Source organism: Promicromonospora umidemergens (assembly GCF_024171995.1).
Taxonomy (GTDB): Bacteria; Actinomycetota; Actinomycetes; order Actinomycetales; family Cellulomonadaceae; genus Promicromonospora; species Promicromonospora umidemergens.
Genome location: NZ_JAMTCT010000022.1, coordinates 23,797 through 39,832 on the forward strand (window position 1 = coordinate 23,797; position 16,036 = coordinate 39,832).

Annotated in this window: 15 protein-coding genes and 2 pseudogenes; 11 read left to right on the forward strand and 6 right to left on the reverse strand. The window is 71.2% G+C overall.

Going from position 1 to position 16,036, the window contains the following annotated elements:
• Positions 1–218: 218 nt before the first annotated feature.
• Positions 219–776, reverse strand: coding sequence for a recombinase family protein (locus tag APR04_RS24825; RefSeq protein WP_253875758.1), 558 nt, complete (start codon positions 774–776; stop codon positions 219–221).
• A gap of 240 nt (positions 777–1,016) precedes the next feature.
• Between APR04_RS24825 and APR04_RS24830 the strand changes: the two are divergent.
• Both APR04_RS24830 and APR04_RS24835 read left to right on the forward strand, forming a co-directional pair.
• A pseudogene (locus APR04_RS24830) lies at positions 1,017–1,457 on the forward strand (TrmH family RNA methyltransferase); the annotation flags it as partial.
• A 213-nt stretch (positions 1,458–1,670) separates the two neighbouring features.
• The gene (locus APR04_RS24835; protein ID WP_253875761.1) at positions 1,671–2,585 is read left to right on the forward strand and encodes a MerR family DNA-binding transcriptional regulator; all 915 of its coding nucleotides are present in this window, start codon (positions 1,671–1,673) and stop codon (positions 2,583–2,585) included.
• A 37-nt stretch (positions 2,586–2,622) separates the two neighbouring features.
• Here APR04_RS24835 and APR04_RS24840 read toward each other — a convergent pair whose 3' ends face one another.
• Together APR04_RS24840 and APR04_RS24845 are read right to left on the reverse strand one after the other, a co-directional pair.
• Positions 2,623–3,039 (reverse strand): tetratricopeptide repeat protein, encoded by a 417-nt coding sequence (locus tag APR04_RS24840; RefSeq protein WP_253875763.1) that lies wholly within the window; start codon positions 3,037–3,039, stop codon positions 2,623–2,625.
• Positions 3,040–3,277: 238 nt separating this feature from the next.
• Positions 3,278–4,099 carry an MHYT domain-containing protein gene (locus APR04_RS24845; protein ID WP_253875766.1) on the reverse strand — a complete coding sequence of 274 codons (822 nt, stop codon included), beginning with the start codon at positions 4,097–4,099 and terminating at the stop codon, positions 3,278–3,280.
• A 303-nt stretch (positions 4,100–4,402) separates the two neighbouring features.
• Here APR04_RS24845 and APR04_RS24850 point away from each other — a divergent pair, with 303 nt between their 5' ends.
• The 3 genes from APR04_RS24850 to APR04_RS24860 all read left to right on the forward strand — a co-directional run bounded on the left by APR04_RS24850 (position 4,403) and on the right by APR04_RS24860 (position 8,956).
• Positions 4,403–5,380: a siderophore-interacting protein gene (locus tag APR04_RS24850; protein WP_253875769.1), complete on the forward strand. Its 978-nt coding sequence runs from the start codon at positions 4,403–4,405 to the stop codon at positions 5,378–5,380.
• 107 nt (positions 5,381–5,487) lie between these two features.
• A complete protein-coding gene (locus APR04_RS24855; RefSeq protein WP_253875772.1) occupies positions 5,488–7,476 on the forward strand; it encodes a vWA domain-containing protein in 1,989 nt (662 codons plus the stop codon).
• A gap of 1 nt (position 7,477) precedes the next feature.
• Complete coding sequence (locus tag APR04_RS24860) at positions 7,478–8,956, forward strand: extracellular solute-binding protein (protein WP_253875774.1); 1,479 nt, start codon at positions 7,478–7,480, stop codon at positions 8,954–8,956.
• 77 nt (positions 8,957–9,033) lie between these two features.
• On the opposite strand, the gene APR04_RS24865 is transcribed toward APR04_RS24860, so the two are convergent.
• From APR04_RS24865 to APR04_RS24875, 3 genes are all read right to left on the reverse strand, one after another.
• Positions 9,034–9,612 carry a YbaK/EbsC family protein gene (locus tag APR04_RS24865; RefSeq protein WP_253875777.1) on the reverse strand — a complete coding sequence of 193 codons (579 nt, stop codon included), beginning with the start codon at positions 9,610–9,612 and terminating at the stop codon, positions 9,034–9,036.
• Positions 9,609–10,145, reverse strand: a complete 537-nt coding sequence (locus APR04_RS24870) for a YbhB/YbcL family Raf kinase inhibitor-like protein (protein ID WP_253875780.1) — start codon at positions 10,143–10,145, stop codon at positions 9,609–9,611. Before APR04_RS24870 ends, APR04_RS24865 begins: the two co-directional genes overlap by 4 nt.
• Positions 10,146–10,602: 457 nt before the next feature.
• Entirely contained in the window at positions 10,603–11,226 is a 624-nt protein-coding gene (locus APR04_RS24875) for a QsdR family transcriptional regulator (protein ID WP_253875782.1), read from the reverse strand.
• Positions 11,227–11,362: 136 nt separating this feature from the next.
• On the opposite strand from APR04_RS24875, the gene APR04_RS24880 reads away from it, so the two are divergent.
• The 6 genes and pseudogenes from APR04_RS24880 to APR04_RS24905 all read left to right on the forward strand — a co-directional run.
• Complete coding sequence (locus APR04_RS24880) at positions 11,363–12,151, forward strand: SDR family oxidoreductase (protein WP_372496169.1); 789 nt, start codon at positions 11,363–11,365, stop codon at positions 12,149–12,151.
• A 41-nt stretch (positions 12,152–12,192) separates the two neighbouring features.
• On the forward strand, positions 12,193–12,807 hold the full coding sequence (locus APR04_RS24885) for a TetR/AcrR family transcriptional regulator (protein WP_253875788.1): 615 nt from the start codon (positions 12,193–12,195) through the stop codon (positions 12,805–12,807).
• A gap of 3 nt (positions 12,808–12,810) precedes the next feature.
• The gene (locus APR04_RS24890) at positions 12,811–13,875 is read left to right on the forward strand and encodes an NADPH:quinone oxidoreductase family protein (protein WP_253875791.1); all 1,065 of its coding nucleotides are present in this window, start codon (positions 12,811–12,813) and stop codon (positions 13,873–13,875) included.
• Positions 13,872–14,630, forward strand: coding sequence for an SDR family NAD(P)-dependent oxidoreductase (locus tag APR04_RS24895; RefSeq protein WP_253875793.1), 759 nt, complete (start codon positions 13,872–13,874; stop codon positions 14,628–14,630). The genes APR04_RS24890 and APR04_RS24895 overlap by 4 nt, the downstream gene beginning before the upstream one ends.
• 106 nt (positions 14,631–14,736) lie before the next feature.
• Positions 14,737–15,531 carry an ABC transporter ATP-binding protein gene (locus APR04_RS24900; RefSeq protein WP_253875796.1) on the forward strand — a complete coding sequence of 265 codons (795 nt, stop codon included), beginning with the start codon at positions 14,737–14,739 and terminating at the stop codon, positions 15,529–15,531.
• Positions 15,528–16,034, forward strand: a pseudogene (locus APR04_RS24905) (ABC transporter ATP-binding protein); the annotation flags it as partial. The gene APR04_RS24900 and the pseudogene APR04_RS24905, both read left to right, overlap by 4 nt.
• Positions 16,035–16,036: the final 2 nt, after the last annotated feature.

Consider the following 16,036-nt stretch of genomic DNA (forward strand, 5'->3'; position numbering starts at 1 on the left):
TCGGACTCGGGAGCGATATGCGCCGACAGCGTCGGGCATGAATGCCCCACTACGGAACCGCCGGCGCCGTCCAGGCCCAGCGCCAGCAGGTCCTGAACGATTGCCCGAAAAAGCAGCGATCAACGACCCAATGAGACGAACAGCACACTCATCAAAATAACCAACACGTACACGTCTCGTTTGACTTGACAACTACTGAGAGAGGGCTCTCGGTGTCCCTACTCCTCCCTGGTGAGGACGTTGTGCACCGTCCCGACCGAGACACCGACAGCTAGTGCGATGGCGCGGATCGGCTCGCCCTGGTTGCGAAGCGACAGGATTCCGGCGCGCCTGACGTCGTTGACCACTGTCGGTCGGCCGCCCACATCACCGCGTTCGCGCGCCGCTTGCAGACCGGTCTTGATCCTCTGGCTGAGGAGTCTGCGACGTAGTTCGGCGATGTCTCGGCCCTGGTCCAGGAAGAGCGAGCGTTTGGTGTGATCACCAGCGGCGATGCCTTCGAGGACCTTGACCGCCACTCCCTGCTCGAACAGGTCGTTCAGCACGTTCAAGCCCTCCAGCATGCTCTGCGCGAGATGCTTGGCCCTCGTGACGACGAGCATGTCGCCTGGACGCAGATGGTCCAGCGCGGCCAGGAGCTGGGGGCGGTTCTTGATCAGGCGCCGTCGGCTCGCCTCCTCCTCGAAGACGCGTGCACAGATCGGGTCGAGTAGCTCGTGCTGCCGATCGGCGTCGCGGGCGTCGCCGGTGACCCGTACCAGGCCGATGAGCGTCACCGTGTTCCGCAGCCTCCATGTCGAGCATCCGTGTACGGGGCTCGACGATACGTGTCGATGACGGTCTCGACCGAGCGGCGGGTTCAGGGAGCGCGGAGGTTTGTTGAACACGGCGGACCCGGCGCAGACGTATCCGCGGACTGTGTCGCTCCTGGTAGTCCGGGGAAAGGTGAGTCTTGCCGAGCCCAGCCGGCGCGCGTCAAGAGCAGGCTGTCGCGCCTCTCATGCGCCCCTGTGCGGATTGTGACCCTTCACAACATCGGCGCGGCGATGCGGGCGTGCGCGGCTCTCGGGGTGGACGTCGTGCTGTTCACCCCGAGCTGTGCGGACCCGCTGTACCGGCGAGCGGTCAGAGTCTCGATGGGTACCGTCTTCCAGGTCCCGTGGACGCGGATCGACCCCTGGCCCAGTGGCATCCAGACCTTGCGCGAGCACGGCTTCACGGTGGGGGCGCTCGCGCTCGAGGAGGACTCGATCAGCCTGGACGACCTGGTGGCGGACCCGCCCGAGAAGCTCGCCCTGGTGCTCGGCACGGAGGGCGACGGGCTCAAGCCCCGCACGATCGCCGGGTGCGACATGACGGTCCGGATCCCGATGTCCGGGGGAGTGGACTCGCTGAACGTCGCCTCGGCCGTGGCGGTCGCTGCCTGGGCGACGCGGGTGCCGGACGGCGATCGCTGAACCAACCAGGGCCCCGTCGACTACGCGTGAACGGTGCGGGCGACCTGATGCTCTCTGTGCAAGGCACGGGCAACGCCTCGCCGCCGGCCTGCGCAAGGGCCTCTCGCAGACAGGCGAGGGGCCCTTCGTCGCGCCGGGCAGCGTTGCTTGACCTCGCCCAAGGGGCGACGCTCATGCTGAGGGACGCCGATACCCCGACAGCACAGGAGACACATGACGAACGAGAAGAACGACCTGACCGCCGGCAGCTTCCAGGCGATGACCGGCCTGACCGCCAAGGCGCTCCGCCTCTATGCCGAGCGCGGCATCCTGGCACCGGCATCGGTCGATCCTGACACCGGATACCGCCGCTACGCACGCTCCCAGCTGCAGCACGGGATGACCACCGACCTCCTGCGACGCGCCCAGGTCCCGTTGTCCGAGCTCGCCTCGGCGACCAGCTTCCCCTTCGACCAGTGGCGCGAGACGGTCGAGACGAGACCGCACCTCGAGGACTTCTGTCTTGCCGTCGCCGAGCACGTCACCACGTTCGACCCGGCGGACTTCACCGCCCATGCCTCGGAGGCCCCGGCTCTCGACTGGGTCGGCGTCGTCATCGACCTCGACGTCCCCGAGGACATCGACGGCAGGATCGAGGCGTTCACCGGTCTGGCGGTCGAGACGCCCGCCGTCGGCAAGGCGTTCGGCGAGGCGCTCACCGACCTCGGTGTCGGGCCCGCTGACGTGTGCTGGACGGCGGTCCCCGAGACGACCACGAGGAGCGGGGGCGGGCAGCTTCTCCTGGCCCGCCCCGGTCCGGCCCACCTGGGTGCGGCTGATCGCGAGCACATCGCGGGACGAGTGCGTTCCAGCACCGGACAGAGCGTCGTCCCGGTGACAGGGACGCTCCCACCGCGCGTCGAGATCACGTTCACGGCCGCCATCACCGATGATCCGACACCGGTCGAGGAGGCCGCCGCGGGGTATCTGCATGTTCTCGCCTTCGAGGACTACGTCGGACGACGCCGGCTCACCGCCGTCCTGCCCACCGCACGGCAGGTCGTCCACGCGGCGACGTGGTTCTCCTTCGATGCCGTCGATGAACCGGCCAGCGTCTTCGACGTACTCCCACCCGCACCCGTGGCCTGACGGCCTGACGCCGTTCAGCCGGGCTGAAGGCCCCACGTCAGCGGCCAGCTTGATCCAGCATGGCGTCGAGGCGCGCGCGAGCACGTTGTGCCCAGACGGCGCCAGCATTGCTCGGGGTGTCGTATGCGATCGCGGTGAGGTAGTACCTGCGCGCCGTGGACGTCTTGCCTTGTGCAACAAGCATGTCCGCGATCTCGGTTGCGGCGCGTGGTGCCCATGCCTCGTGCCGCGAGTCGACTGCACGCTGGAAGAACGATCGAGCTTCGTCGTGCTGCCCCGTCTCGCGCGACAGGTTTCCCATCCACCAGAGGCCTGCGGGCGTCCCGTGGTGACTGTCTGAGTCGATCGCCTGCCGGAACGCCCGCCGCGCCCCGGCGACATCTCCTCGGGACTCACGGCGTACACCCACGTTGATCGCCGCACGCGGCGTTCGCCAGCGAAGGGGCCAGATCACAGTTTCCTCCTTGTGGGCGGCTCACAACCTCCTTGGGCAGAGTATTGGGCTCGGTCGGGGACCGGTCCCGAGCACGCCATGGTCCACGAGGGACGCCATGGTCCACCGATCCGAGCGGGATCCGGTGGAGGACGGCGTGGCACGCAGAAGATGGCGTGGCCGACGGCGCGGGTGGACGACTTCTCCAGGGAGACCCGAGGTCACCCGCGCAGCGCGTCGGAGCAGCTGGGACCGGCGGTCAGAGCAGCTGGGACCGGCGTCGGGGCTCGGCGGCCTCGCGCTCGATCTCCTCCTGCCGGCCCTGCCAGCCCCTGAACTTCTCCTGCGCCTCCAGCTCCGCCGCGCTGGGTGCCAGGCCGACCACCAGGAGCAGCAGGATCGTGCTGATGGTGACGCCGATGATCAGCGGGCCGAGCAGCGCGGCGACGGACACGCCGCCGTCCGGGATGATGACCGTGCCGGTGACGACCTCGGCCCGCATGGCGGCCATGCCCGTGTAGTGCATGCCGGAGACAGCGACGCCCATGATGAGCATGGCGCCGGCGACCCCGGCGAAGTTGTGCACCTTGGCCGAGAGCCAGAGGCCCGCTGTCGCCGCGACGATGCCGATGAGCACCGACATGAGCACGGTCGGCAGGTCATAGGTGACCTCGACACCGACGTGGACGGCACGCATCCCCAGGTAGTGCATGGCCGAGATGCCCAGGCCCGTGACGATGCCCCCACCGACGAGCGCGAAGGGCCCGACGCCCGCCGCGCGGACGATGAAGAGGCCGAGGCCCACGACGGCGATGGCGAGCAGGCCGCTGGCGATCGTCAGGGGGACGTCGAAGCGGGTCTCGGTGCCTCGCACGTGGAACCCGAGCATGGCGACGAAGTGCATCACCCAGATGCCGGTGCCCCCGATGGAGACGGCGCCGAGGGCGAGCCAGCCGGTGCTCGCGAGACCGTGGGAGACCCGCGCCCGGGCGGTGCAGGTCAGGCCGACGGCGCACCCGGCGCACGAGAGCAGGAACGAGATGATGGGCGTGACCCAGCCCAGCGCGAAGTGGTCGATCATGGTGGGGGCTCTCCAGCGGGTACGAGGTATGCGTGCGGCCGGCCGCTGACGGCGAACGGCGGCCGCGCCAGGGGCAAGGTCGTTGCGTGGGATCGCTTCCAAGTAAAAGGGGCCGAGATGCAAGATGCACCCTTTGTACAGGGTTAACTTTGCGGAGGAAGGGGTGATCTCTCCGGAACCCCGACGTCCTGTTTCCCCTCCGTTGTCCATCCGTGATATTGCGCCGGAGCGGCCGTGCGGGTGGCCAGGGTCACTGCATGGAGGGTGGCACAGGCGGTACAAAGTTAGGTTAGGCTCACCGTCGTGACCACCAAGACCGAGGGGCTCCAAGCCAAGCCCTCGCGAATGTTCGACGTCGAGGTAGCGCGCGTGACGCGCCTGTGCCCGTCCTTCGTCCGCTTCACGTTCCGCGGCCCGGACCTGCACAAGTTCGCGGACAACGGCCGCGACCAACGCATCAAGCTCCTCCTCCCGGCACCTGGCGGCGGCTGGGAGGGCCTGCGCCGCGACGACCCCGACTGGTACGCCGCCTGGCGCTCGCTCCCGGACGAGCAGCGCAACCCGATGCGTACTTACACGGTCCGCACGGTGCGCCAGGACCTGCGCGAGGTCGACGTCGACGTCGTCATGCACGGTGACACCGGCCCGGCGTCGCGCTGGGCTCTCAACGCTGCCGCCGGCGACCCGCTGGTCATCATGGGCCCCAACGCCGAGTACGAGGGCACGCACGGGGGCGTGGAGTTCGCCCCGCCGTCGTCCAGCCACGCGCTGCTGCTCGCGGGTGACGAGACCGCGGTGCCTGCCATCGCCGCGATCTGCGAGTCCCTGCCCGCCGACGCCGTGGGAGAGATCTTCCTCGAGGTGCCGCACCCTGAGGACGGCTGGCAGCTCGGCGCACCCGACGGTGTGCGCGTGCACTGGCTGGCGCGCGACGGGCGGGAGCACGGCGACGTGCTGGTCCCCGCCGTCCAGGAGGCCGCCGACCGGCTGCTCGCGATGGGTGTGCGGCCGTCGTCGGACAGTGCGCCCTCCCTCACCGCCGCCGGCGTGCACCTGTCGGGTGAGGTGGACGACGTCGACATCGACACCGGGATCCTCTGGGAGGTGCCGGTCGACGAGGCGGGCCGCCCCCTGGCTCAGGACACCGTGCTGTACGCGTGGCTCGCGGGCGAGGCAGGCGTCATCAAGACGCTGCGCCGCTATCTCGTGAACGAGTGCCAGGTGGACCGCAAGTCCGTGGCGTTCATGGGCTACTGGCGCAAGGGCCGCGCGGAGAACTGAGTCCGGCTGCATCCCGCGTCACCCACCCGATATCGCGTTCGACCGCAAAAGCCGAGGCCAATGTGGTAAATATCGGACCCTGACGTTCGGGAGGACGTATGGGTGCGATGGGGCAGCCGGTAGACAAGAACGAGCGCCGGGAGGGCGGGGCCCGGCCGTGGTGGGGGGACCACCGGACGACGGCGGTCGTGGTGCTCGGCGCGGCCGCCAGCATCTGCGCGGCCGCGATGGGCGTCGTGGACCGGGGCACCCAGATCGTCCTTCTGGTCGTCATCGTCGGGCTTGCCCTGGCAGGGCTGGCCGCTCTCGTCCGGGTGCGGACCTATGCGCGCTGGTTCGCGGCGGCCTGGAAGTGGGTGCGGAGCCACCGGCTGGTCGTCGCCGTGGTGACGGTGGTGGGCCTGGCCGGCTCGACGGGCGTGGCGGTGGCTCTGGAGTCCGCACGGTCCTGCGAGGACCCGACAGAGGTGGCGGTCGTGGTCCCGGAGGACGGCGTCGGCGGCTTCACGGCGGTCGCTGACGCCTTCGAGCGGGACTCGACCACGGCGTTCTCCTGCCCCCGGTACCACGTGACGACGTTCGGCATGGGGTGGCCCGCGCTGCGCACGGCGCTGGGCTCGGGCTGGGGAGCGGCGAGCGACGACGACGTGACCACGCTCGAGCTCGGTCCCCGGCCGGACGTGTGGCTGGCGGAGACCGAGGTCCAGGTGGAGATGGCGGCCCCGCAGAGGGCCGGCACCGGCTTCACGATCGCCGAGCCGACGCTCGTGGCCCGTTCGCCGCTGGTCGTCGCGGTGCCGGAGCAGCACGAGCTGGCGCTGCGCGCGGCCGTGCTGCCCGAAGACGCGGTCCCCGTGCTGGTCGACGCGGCCGGCACGGTGGGCCACGACGTCGTGCGGGCCAACCCGGACGCGTCCTTCGTCGCCGCGCTGCACACCGAGCTCCTCTACGCAGGGTCCGAGCCCGAGACGCACGAGGCGCTGGAGCTGGACCTCGGTCATGCCCTGGAACGGGTGGGCCTGCCGTTCGGGAGCGACGGCGCGCTGCTGTGCCGGCTGGACGAGGTGTCGGAGAGCGAGCCCCCTCGGGTGGCGGTGCTGACCAGCGAGCGCGCGATGATCGACCGTGACGCGGCCTGCCCCGTCACGGCGGGCGGCGACGGTGACGCCGCCCTGGTCCCGTTCTACCCCGGCTCCGCCCTCGCCCTCGGCCTCGACTACCAGGCAGTGCGGCTCACCTGGACCGACGCCCAGCCCTCCGACCGCAGAGCCGACGCGGCGACCGCCTTCGTCGAGTGGCTCGAGACGGACGCGGGGCAGGTGGCTCTCGTTCAGGAGGCGAAGGTGCGCGGCGTGGACGGGCAGCCGCCGTCGGACACGGACGGACCGTTGCCCGGCCTCAAGGACGCCTCGGTGGTCGAGCCGGCCGAGCCGGGCGCGAGGTCGGAGCGCATGGGAACGATCGAGGATCTTTACCACGAAGCCCGGCGTCCGGCACGGGTCCTGGTGCTGGTGGACTCGTCAGCCTCCATGGGCAGATCGGCGGACGGCGACCGGCTGCGCCTCAACGTCGCCAAGCGCGGTGTGCTGGGGGCGCTCACGCACCTCGACGAGTCGGACGAGGTGAGCATCTGGCCGTTCTCCGGGGATGCCGGTTCGAGTCCCGACGACGAGATGGACCTGACCAGGATCGACGAGGCCAAGGCTCAGGCGACGGAGCTGCTGGGCGAGCTGGAGCCCGGCGGACGTACGCCGCTGTACGACGCGATCGACGCCGGCACGTCCCACCTGGTCGGTATGGACCCGGACGGCGCATCACGCAGGCACCTGACCGCGCTGATCGTCCTGACCGACGGGGAGAACCGGCCGGGCGGAGGTCCCGGTGCCGAGCTGTCGGCGCAGGACCTGATGCGCTCGGCGCACGCGGAGGCCGCAGCGGGCGTCCGGGTCTATGTCGTAGCGGTGGGAGAGGCGTCGTGCCAGGTGAGCGAGCTGCGGGAGATCGCGGCGGAGTGGGACGGCGAGTGCTGGGACACCTCGTTCGGTGAGCTGGAGAGCACGCTGGGCAGCCTGTTCGGACAGCTAGGAGGTCGGTGACGTGACCGGTGGCGTTGACGGTTCCGGTGTGGCAGGCAGCGGGACGGATGGTGGAACGCACGCCTGGACCACCCGCCGCGGGTTCTTCGTCGGTGGTGCGCTCGGGCTCCTTGTGGGCGCGGGCCTTCCGCTGGGGTTCGAGCAGCTGTTCGGCAGGGCTGCCGACCTGGAGACGTTCTCGCTGGGGGACGGGCTCACGATCCTCAGCGGGCGCGACGAGACCGAAGGTGGGCAGCGCCATCGGCTCGTGGACCTCTGGAACCGGGTGCACGTGGACCACCCCGCGCGGATCGTCGAGGTGTCGAGCAACGCAGACCGTGCCTACAGCACCATGCTGTCTGCCGCGCAGGCGGGCGATCCCGGCTACGACCTCTACAACCTGGACATCCCGTGGGTGCCGCAGTTCGCGCAGAGCGGCTACCTCCGGGTGCTCGACGGCGCGACCGGTGACGGGTTCCTTGGCAAGCCGTGGGCCGCCGGGACCTGGGAGGGCGCGACGTACGCGCTGCCGTTCAACTCGGACGTCGGCCTGCTGTACTACAACCTCGACCTGATCGACGAGTACTACAAGGCCAAGGGTGAGGAGGCGCCCAGCACCGGCCCGGTCCCCGCGCATACCAGCTGGGCCGAGCTGGACACGTTCGCGCACGAGGTCTTCGCCGAGGTCGGGGGCGACCGGCGCGGGCTGGACCGCCCGGTCGTGGATACGCCGATCGCTCTGCAGCTGGCGGACTACGAGGGGTTCACGGTCAACCTCTGGGAGATCCTGCTGAGCTTGGACGCCGTCTCGGTGGACGCCACGAACCGACCGGTCTTCGAGGACGTCGACGGGATCCGTGCGGCCGTCACGAGCCTGGCGAAGGGCCTGCGCACGCCGTCGGGCGGCCCGGCGACGTCGTTCGCGTTCGACGAGCAGGGCTCGCTGGCCGCCTTCGCCGGGGGGCGCGCGGTCTTCCTGCGGCACTGGCCGCGGGCGCTGCGCCTGCTGCGCGGCGAGGACTCGGTGCCGTTCGAAGTGGGGTTCATGGCGCTGCCCGGCGGTGGCGTGCTCGGCGGGCAGAGCCTTGCCGTGTCCGCCGCGTCCAGGTACCCGGTGGCGGCCCGGCGGCTCGCCGAGTTTCTCACGAACGAGCGCAGCCACCAGCTGCTCTTCGAGCACGGTGGTTTCGCCGCGAGCCGCGAGGCGCCCTACCACGACCCCTCGGCCCCTTATGGCGATCCCGAGGGGTCCGGGTCAGAGGAACCGGTGGAAGACGGCCCCGAGCGTGATTCGAACGAAACGCTGCGGTCGGCGCTGGACGGGGCGTCGCCTCGTCCGCACCTGCAGCACTACGTCGAGCTCAGCGAGGAGTTCCGCCGGTACGTCCGAGCCGCCCTGGTGCCGGGCGGGTCTGCGGACGGGGGCGACGTGCCGTTCGACGGCGCCGAGTTCGCCGAGCGCATGGACGCGGCGATGAGCGGCAAGGTCGCCCCCGCCTGACCCTCTTGGTCGTGGGCGTGATCATCGCGCCTGAAGCGGGCAGGAAGTCTCAACGGTCGCTCACGAGCACGGGGGCGTCAGCGAGTGGTGCCAAGGTCCTCCGTCACCTCGACGCCCGGCATGCTGCACAGCAACGGCCCTGGCATGAGCAGCTTGGACCGTCGGACGCCGGAGCCCATGAGCGCCATCGTGCCCTCCTCGGTGAACCGGGAGTCGACGAGCACGCGGTAGCCCTCTGGCAGGCCGACGGGGGTGATGCCGCCGTACTCCATGCCCGACTCGGCCACCGCGCGGTCCATCGGCAGGAACGACGCCTTGCGCACGTCGAGCAGCTTGCGCACCCGCTTGTTGACGTCGGCGAACGTGCTGGCAGGGACGACGCAGGCCGCGATGCGCTCGTCCTCTCCCCGCTTGCCCGCCACGAGCACGCAGTTGGCCGACGCCTCCGGCGGCAGGCCGTGCAGCTCGTTGAGCGTGGCCGTCTCGGCGTGCTCCGGGTCGATCTCGGTGACGGCCACGAGGCCGGCGACCCGCGGGTCGGCGTCGGCCCAGGCAGTCAGGGCTGCACGTACCGGCTCGGCGAGGAGGTCGGGGCGCTCCAGCGCGGGCGCCCAGACCAGGTCGCCCAGCGTGGGCAGGGTGGCGTTCCCGCTCATCGGCTGTACGTCGCCGTCAGCGTGGCGCGCCCCAGCAGGTGGAAGTACACGTTGAACGCCACCTGCGCGTTGGTGTTGTCCGGGCCCAGCCCCAGCTCGCCTGGTTCGACGGAGAGGGCGTGCACGGCGAAGATGTACCGGTGCGGGTGATCGCCGGGCGGCGGGCCCGCGCCCTCGAACCCCGGCGTGTGGCCGTCGCTGTGGGTGTGGAACGCGCCGGCGGGCAGGCCCGAGCCGTCGGGTGCGCCCGCGCCGGTGTCGAGCGATGTCACATCGGCGGGGAGGTCCACGACGGTCCAGTGCTGGTAGCCCATCGGCGTCGGAGCGTCGGGGTCGTAGCAGGTCACGACGAACGACTTGGTGCCCTTGGGAGAGCCGCTCCACTCCAGCGCGGGGGAGATGTTCTGGTCGTGCGCGGCGTGTGCGTCCGGCATGCGCTCGCCGTCGGTCAGGTTGCTGCTCGTCAGCGAGAAGGTCGCGGGAGCGGGCAGCAGCGTGTAGGGGTCCGGCGGGTAGGGGCGAGTGAAGTCCATGGCCCCACTCTGCCGAATCGCCGGGGCTGGTGCCAGCGACCCGGCCGGGTGGATCTCGAGCGTGCTGGTGCTGGCGGTGGTGCTGGTTTGGGGTCGTGCCGATGGCTGTTCGGTCAGTGCCGTGGGTGTGTCGTGGAGTGCCGAGCCGCAAGTTGCACGTGACGCGTGTGAGTTCTGGAGTGCCGAGCCGCAAGTTGCACGTGGCTCGTGTGGCCGATCTGCAAGATAAGGGTCGATCAGGGCCTTGATCGACACCTGTCTTGCGTTTCGGCGCTGGTGGTGACGTGAAGGTTGCGGTTCGGCATCCTGATCACCGCGGGCCGACGCGCAGGTTGCGGTTCGGCGTCCTGCTGCGCGCCGGTCGACACGTAGGTTGCGGTTCGGCCGTCGTGGGCTTAGCCAGAGTCTGGGCTTCGTCGCCGCGGGGTCTGTTCGGTCGACGCGTTCAGCGACCCGCTCAGCCCACGCGCAGCAGGTGGCGGAACGCCGTCCGCGCCCGTTCCGGGCTGGGCTCGTCGCCGGTGATGAGGTCCGCGTAGGTGAGTGACTCCGAAACGCGCACCAGCAGGTAGGCGAGCTCCTCCGGGGTGATGGTGCCGCCGAACGGCTGCTCGCCGAGGTCGCGGAGCACGAGCCACTCGACGGTCGCGACGAAACGCTGCTGGATGGGGCTGTCGGCGGTGGTGAGCAGCCGCAGGGAGCGGGCCGGCTCGCGGCGCAGGAACGCGCGGAAGTAGTCGGCGACGATCAGGTCGTGCGCGAAGGTGGTCAGGAGGTCGGCGAGCCGCTCGGCGCCGGTCAGGTGCTCCGTCGCGCGCTCGGCCTGCACCAGCGTGGGCACGGCGAGCGACCACAGCACCTCGCTGAGCAGCGCGTCCCGGTTGCCGACCCAGCGGAAGACCGACGTCCGGTCGACGCCGAGCTGCCCGGCCAGTGGGCCCATGTCGATGCGGTAGCCCTCGATGAAGGTGTCGCGCGCGAGGTCCAGCACACGCTGCGCCTCGGGGCGCGTGGCCAGCCGAGCGGAGAGGCGGCTCGGCGCGGCTTCCAGGCCGACGGTCGCTATCGACGTCGTTGACATGCCGACCATCCAACCGCTACCCGACTCCCGTTGCAACAATATGCGAAACGATGCATATGGGGCATCAGCGAAAACATGTACTCTACCCGGCGCGGCAGGGCTGTGCTACGGTGCCACCACAAACCGACCAGACGGTATGGAGGAGTGCGTGGCTGACAGCGTCGTCGCCGGCAGGTTCGAGGGCAGGGTCGCCCTGGTCACGGGCGGGAGCAGGGGAATAGGTCTCGCGATCGCCCGTCGCATCGTGGCGGAGGGCGGTCGGGTCGTGGTCACCGGACGCTCCGCCGACACCCTGGCCGGAGCGGTCGCCGAGCTCGGCGTGGACCGCGCCCTCGGCATCGCAGGCAAGGCCGACGACGCCGAGCACCGCGCGCAGGTCGTCGCCCGGACGATCGACCACTTCGGACGACTGGACCACCTGGTGAACAACGCCGGGATCAACCCCGCCTGGGGCCCGCTCACCCAGCTCGACGTCGGCGTGGCCCGCAAGATCCTCGAGGTGAACGTGATCGCCGCGCTGGAGTGGACCCGCGAGGCGGTCGCCGCCGCAGGGGCCCCAGCGGCGCACGGCCTGCGCTCGATCGTGAACATGGCGTCGGTGGCCGGCACGGCGTCGGGCCCGAACATCGCCTTCTACGGCGTCTCCAAGGCGGCCCTCATCAACCTGACGATCCAGCTCGCCGACGAGCTCGCCCCGACGACGCGCGTCAACGCGCTCGCGCCCGCGGTGGTCAAGACGCGGCTGGCCCGCGCCCTCTACGAGGGCCGCGAGGAGGAGGCGGCCGCCGCCTACCCGCTGCGTCGGCTCGGGGTCCCGGACGACGTCGCCGGCCCGGCCGCCTTCCTCCTGTCCGACGACGCCGCCTGGGTGACCGGCCAGACGCTCCTGGTCGACGGCGGCGCGAGCGTGCGGACCGCCCTGTGATCCGGCCGGTGCAGGCGGTCGCGACGGTGAAGGATGAGGCCATGCGCACCATGAACGTCCAGGACCAGGTCCTCCGAGCCGCCCTCGAGCTCTTCTCCACGCGGGGGTACGCGACCACGAGCGTGCAGGAGATCGTCGTCGCCGCCGGCGTCACCAAGGGGGCGATGTACCACTACTTCGCGTCCAAGGACGACCTGCTGTTCGCGATCTACGAGCGGATGCTGTCGCTGCAGAAGGCGCGCCTCGACGAGATCGTCGCGGCGGGCACCGAGCGGGGCGACGCCGTCGAGGACGTGCTCCGCGCCGTCTGCGAGGACGTGGTGACGACCTCCATCGAGCTCCTGCCCGAGGGCACCGTGTTCACACGTAGCCAGCACATGCTGACGGCGGAGCGCCAGGCGGAGGTCAAGCGGCGCCGGCGTGCGTACCACGACGACTTCGAGTCGCTGCTCCTGCGCGGGACCAAGGAGGGGGTGTTCCGCGACGACGTGCCCACCGCGGTGCTCATCGCGCACTTCTTCTCCGACGTGCACTACCTGCCCCAGTGGTACTCGCCCACGGGGCCCGAGACGGCGGCCGAGGTGGCGGGCCAGCTCACCGAGCTGTTCCTGCGCGGCATCAGAGCGGCGGCGTCACAAGACCCAGGGAAGGACTGACACGTGAGCGTACCCACGGCGATGAAGGCGTGGCGGGTGGTCTCCCACGGGGAGCCCGAGCAGGTGATGGAGCTGCACTCCGTCCCGGTGCCCGAACCCGGTCCGGGCGAGGTGCTGCTGCGCGTGCGGGCGGTGGCAGTGAACTTCCCTGACGTCCTGCTGGCGCGCGGCGAGTACCAGGAGCGGCCCGAGCTGCCCTTCGTGCCGGGGATCGAGCTGTGCGGCGACGTCGTCGCGCTGGGTCCCGGCGTGGACGAGGGGGAGCGGGTGCGGGTCGGTGACCGCGTCGTCGGCTCGAAGATCGGGGTGCTGGCGCAGTACGCGAGCGTGCCGGTCCAGGCGGTGCACGCCGCGCCGTCGGCCCTGGACGACGCGCAGGCCGCCGCGCTGACGATCGCCTACCAGACCGCCTGGTTCGGGCTGCACCGGCGGGGCGGGCTGCAGGCCGGTCAGACGCTGCTGGTGCATGCCGCCGCTGGCGGCGTCGGCACCGCCGCGTGCCAGCTCGGCCGGGCGGCCGGGGCGCGCGTGGTCGGCGTGGTGGGCAGCGCGGCCAAGGTGGCGGCGGCCCGTGCCGCGGGCGCCGACCAGGTGTTCCTGCGCGACGACGACTGGGTCGCCGAGCTGCGCAAGCCTGGCGTCGACGTGGTGTTCGACCCGGTGGGCGGCGACTCGTTCGAGCGCTCGACCCGCTGCATCGCGTTCGAGGGCCGGATCGTCGTGGTCGGGTTCGCGAGCGGGCAGACGCCGAAGGTCCGGGCCGACCTCGCGCTCGTGAAGAACTACGGCGTGCTCGGCCTGCACTGGGCGCTGTACCAGAAGCGCCGGCCCGACCTCGTGGACGCCGCGCACGCCGAGCTGGACAAGCTCGCCGCCGCTGGCGCGGTGCGCCCGGTGCTGAGCGGCGTCGTCGGGTTCGACCAGGCGCCCGCAGCGGTGGCGCGACTGGCCGGCGGCGCGACGACGGGCCGGCTCGTGGTCCGGGTGGCGGACGACGCGGTGATCGGCGTCGACAGCACGGGTGGCACGGGTGGCGCGGGCGGCGCCGACGCGGAGGTGACGGCATGACCGGGCCGAGCGTCGCGCGGATGCACGACCTGACCGGGCGGGTGGCGCTCGTGACGGGCGGCGCTCGCGGTATCGGCGAGGCGTACGTGCGCATCCTGCACGACGCCGGGGCCAGCGTGGTGATCACCGACGTCCTGGACACCGAGGGTCAGGCGCTGGCCGACGCGCTGGGGGAGCGGGCGCGGTTCGTGCACCTGGACGTGACCGACGAGGAGGCCTGGGACCGGGTGGTCGGCCAGGTGGTCGACGACCTCGGCGGCGTGGACGTGCTGGTCAACAACGCGGGCATCGCGAACGCCGCGCCGATCGAGCACTTCACGCTCGCCAAGTGGAACGCCGTGATGGCGGTCAACGCGACCGGCGTGTTCCTGGGCTGCCGGGCAGTGGTGCCCACCATGAAGGCCGCCGGACGCGGCTCGATCATCAACATCTCCTCGGTCGAGGGGCTGCGCGGGAGCTGGAGCCTGCACGGGTACACCGCCTCCAAGTTCGCGGTGCGCGGGCTGACCAAGTCGCTCGCCGTCGAGCTCGGCAAGGACGGCATCCGGGTGAACTCGGTGCACCCCGGCCTGATCCTCACCGAGATGAGCGCGAAGATCGACCCCGACGCCCTGGTGATCCCGCTCGGCCGGCCGGGCGTGCCCGACGACCTCACCGGGACGATCCTGTTCCTCGCGAGCGAGGCGTCGGCGTGGATCTCTGGCCAGGAGATCGTGGTCGACGGCGGTATGACGAGCGGGATCCCGCACCGATGACGGGCGGATGAGCGACAGGTAGGCACTGGGTGGGCCGGCCTGGGTGTCCCAGGACCGTGTCATACCGGCCGGTCGGTTTATCCAACGACGACACATGGAGGTGTCGATGACAACGACGTCGAGCAGTACAGAAGACAGCCCACCCCGGCTCGAGGTCTCGGGGCTCACCGTGACGTTCGGCGGCCTCACGGCCCTGGACGACGTGTCCTTCAGCGTGGCCGACGGCGAGACCGTCGCCCTGATCGGCCCCAACGGCGCCGGCAAGACCACCGTCTTCAACGCCGTGTGCGGCCTGGTGCGCACCCGGCGGGGCAGGATCCGCGTGGGTGGCGCGCCCGCGCCGTCGTCGGCGACCGGGCTGCTGGGGGCCGGGGTCTCCCGGACCCTGCAGGGCCTGGGGCTGTTCGACCACCTCACCGTGCTGGAGAACGTGCTCGTGCCGCTCACGAGCGTCCGGCCCGGCGGCGGCACGAGCGCGGACGCCGTCCAGGAGGTGCTCGGCACCCTCGGCCTGGGCGACCTGGCCGATGCTCCCGCCGGCACGCTGCCGTACCCCGAGCGCAAACGCGTGGCGCTGGCCCGCGCCCTGGTCACCCGGCCGCGGCTCCTGCTGCTGGACGAGCCGGCGGGCGGGCTCGGGGCCGGTGACATCGACCAGCTCGCGCAGACCGTGCGCACCGTGTCCGACGGCGGCTGCGCCGTGCTGCTCGTTGAGCACCACGTCGACTTCGTGATGGACGTGGCCGACCGCGTGGTGGTGCTCGACTTCGGGCACGTCATCGCGTGCGGGACGCCGGACGAGGTGCGGCGGGATCCGGCGGTCGAGGAGGCGTATCTCGGGGTGCCGGTGGGCGGTGCGCAGGTTGAGCCTGTCGAGACCGGGCGGGAGCAGAGCGCGTGAGCACCCTGACGATCGAGAAGCTCACCGTCGGCCACGGCGACGGCGCCCCCGTCCTGCACGGTCTGGAGCTGGAGGTGCCGGACGGCGGCGTCGTCGCGCTGCTCGGAGCCAACGGCGCGGGCAAGACGACGCTGCTGCGCTCCCTGATGGGCCTCGTGCCCGCCCGCAGCGGGCGCGTGCTGCTCGACGGCACGGACCTGACGCGCCTGAGCACAGAGGACCGGGTGCGGCGTGGTCTGGCCCTGGTCCCCGAGGGGCGCAGCGTCGTGGTCGAGCTGACCGTCGCGGAGAACCTCCGGCTCGGCACGCTGTGGAAGACGGGGCGGAAGCGCAAGGGCCCGGCGCGCGAGGCCGCCGTCGGGCAGATGTACGAGCTGTTCGAGCCGCTGGCCCGACGCCGTGACGCGGCCGGCCACACCCTGTCCGGCGGCGAGCGGCAGATGCTTGCGCTCGCGCGGGCGCTGGTCGGCGAGCCGGACGTGCTCCTGCTCGACGAGCCGTCGCT

What these genes read in the sequence shown, in the direction of transcription:
- APR04_RS24895 (WP_253875793.1), top strand. Translation starts at nt 13,872, where the DNA reads ATGACCGGGCCGAGCGTCGCGCGGATGCACGACCTGACCGGGCGGGTG.
- APR04_RS24835 (WP_253875761.1), top strand. Translation starts at nt 1,671, where the DNA reads ATGACGAACGAGAAGAACGACCTGACCGCCGGCAGCTTCCAGGCGATG.
- APR04_RS24855 (WP_253875772.1), top strand. Translation starts at nt 5,488, where the DNA reads ATGGGGCAGCCGGTAGACAAGAACGAGCGCCGGGAGGGCGGGGCCCGG.
- APR04_RS24900 (WP_253875796.1), top strand. Translation starts at nt 14,737, where the DNA reads ATGACAACGACGTCGAGCAGTACAGAAGACAGCCCACCCCGGCTCGAG.
- APR04_RS24865 (WP_253875777.1), bottom strand. Translation starts at nt 9,612, where the DNA reads ATGAGCGGGAACGCCACCCTGCCCACGCTGGGCGACCTGGTCTGGGCG.
- APR04_RS24845 (WP_253875766.1), bottom strand. Translation starts at nt 4,099, where the DNA reads ATGATCGACCACTTCGCGCTGGGCTGGGTCACGCCCATCATCTCGTTC.
- APR04_RS24885 (WP_253875788.1), top strand. Translation starts at nt 12,193, where the DNA reads ATGCGCACCATGAACGTCCAGGACCAGGTCCTCCGAGCCGCCCTCGAG.
- APR04_RS24870 (WP_253875780.1), bottom strand. Translation starts at nt 10,145, where the DNA reads ATGGACTTCACTCGCCCCTACCCGCCGGACCCCTACACGCTGCTGCCC.
- APR04_RS24875 (WP_253875782.1), bottom strand. Translation starts at nt 11,226, where the DNA reads ATGTCAACGACGTCGATAGCGACCGTCGGCCTGGAAGCCGCGCCGAGC.
- APR04_RS24880 (WP_372496169.1), top strand. Translation starts at nt 11,363, where the DNA reads ATGGAGGAGTGCGTGGCTGACAGCGTCGTCGCCGGCAGGTTCGAGGGC.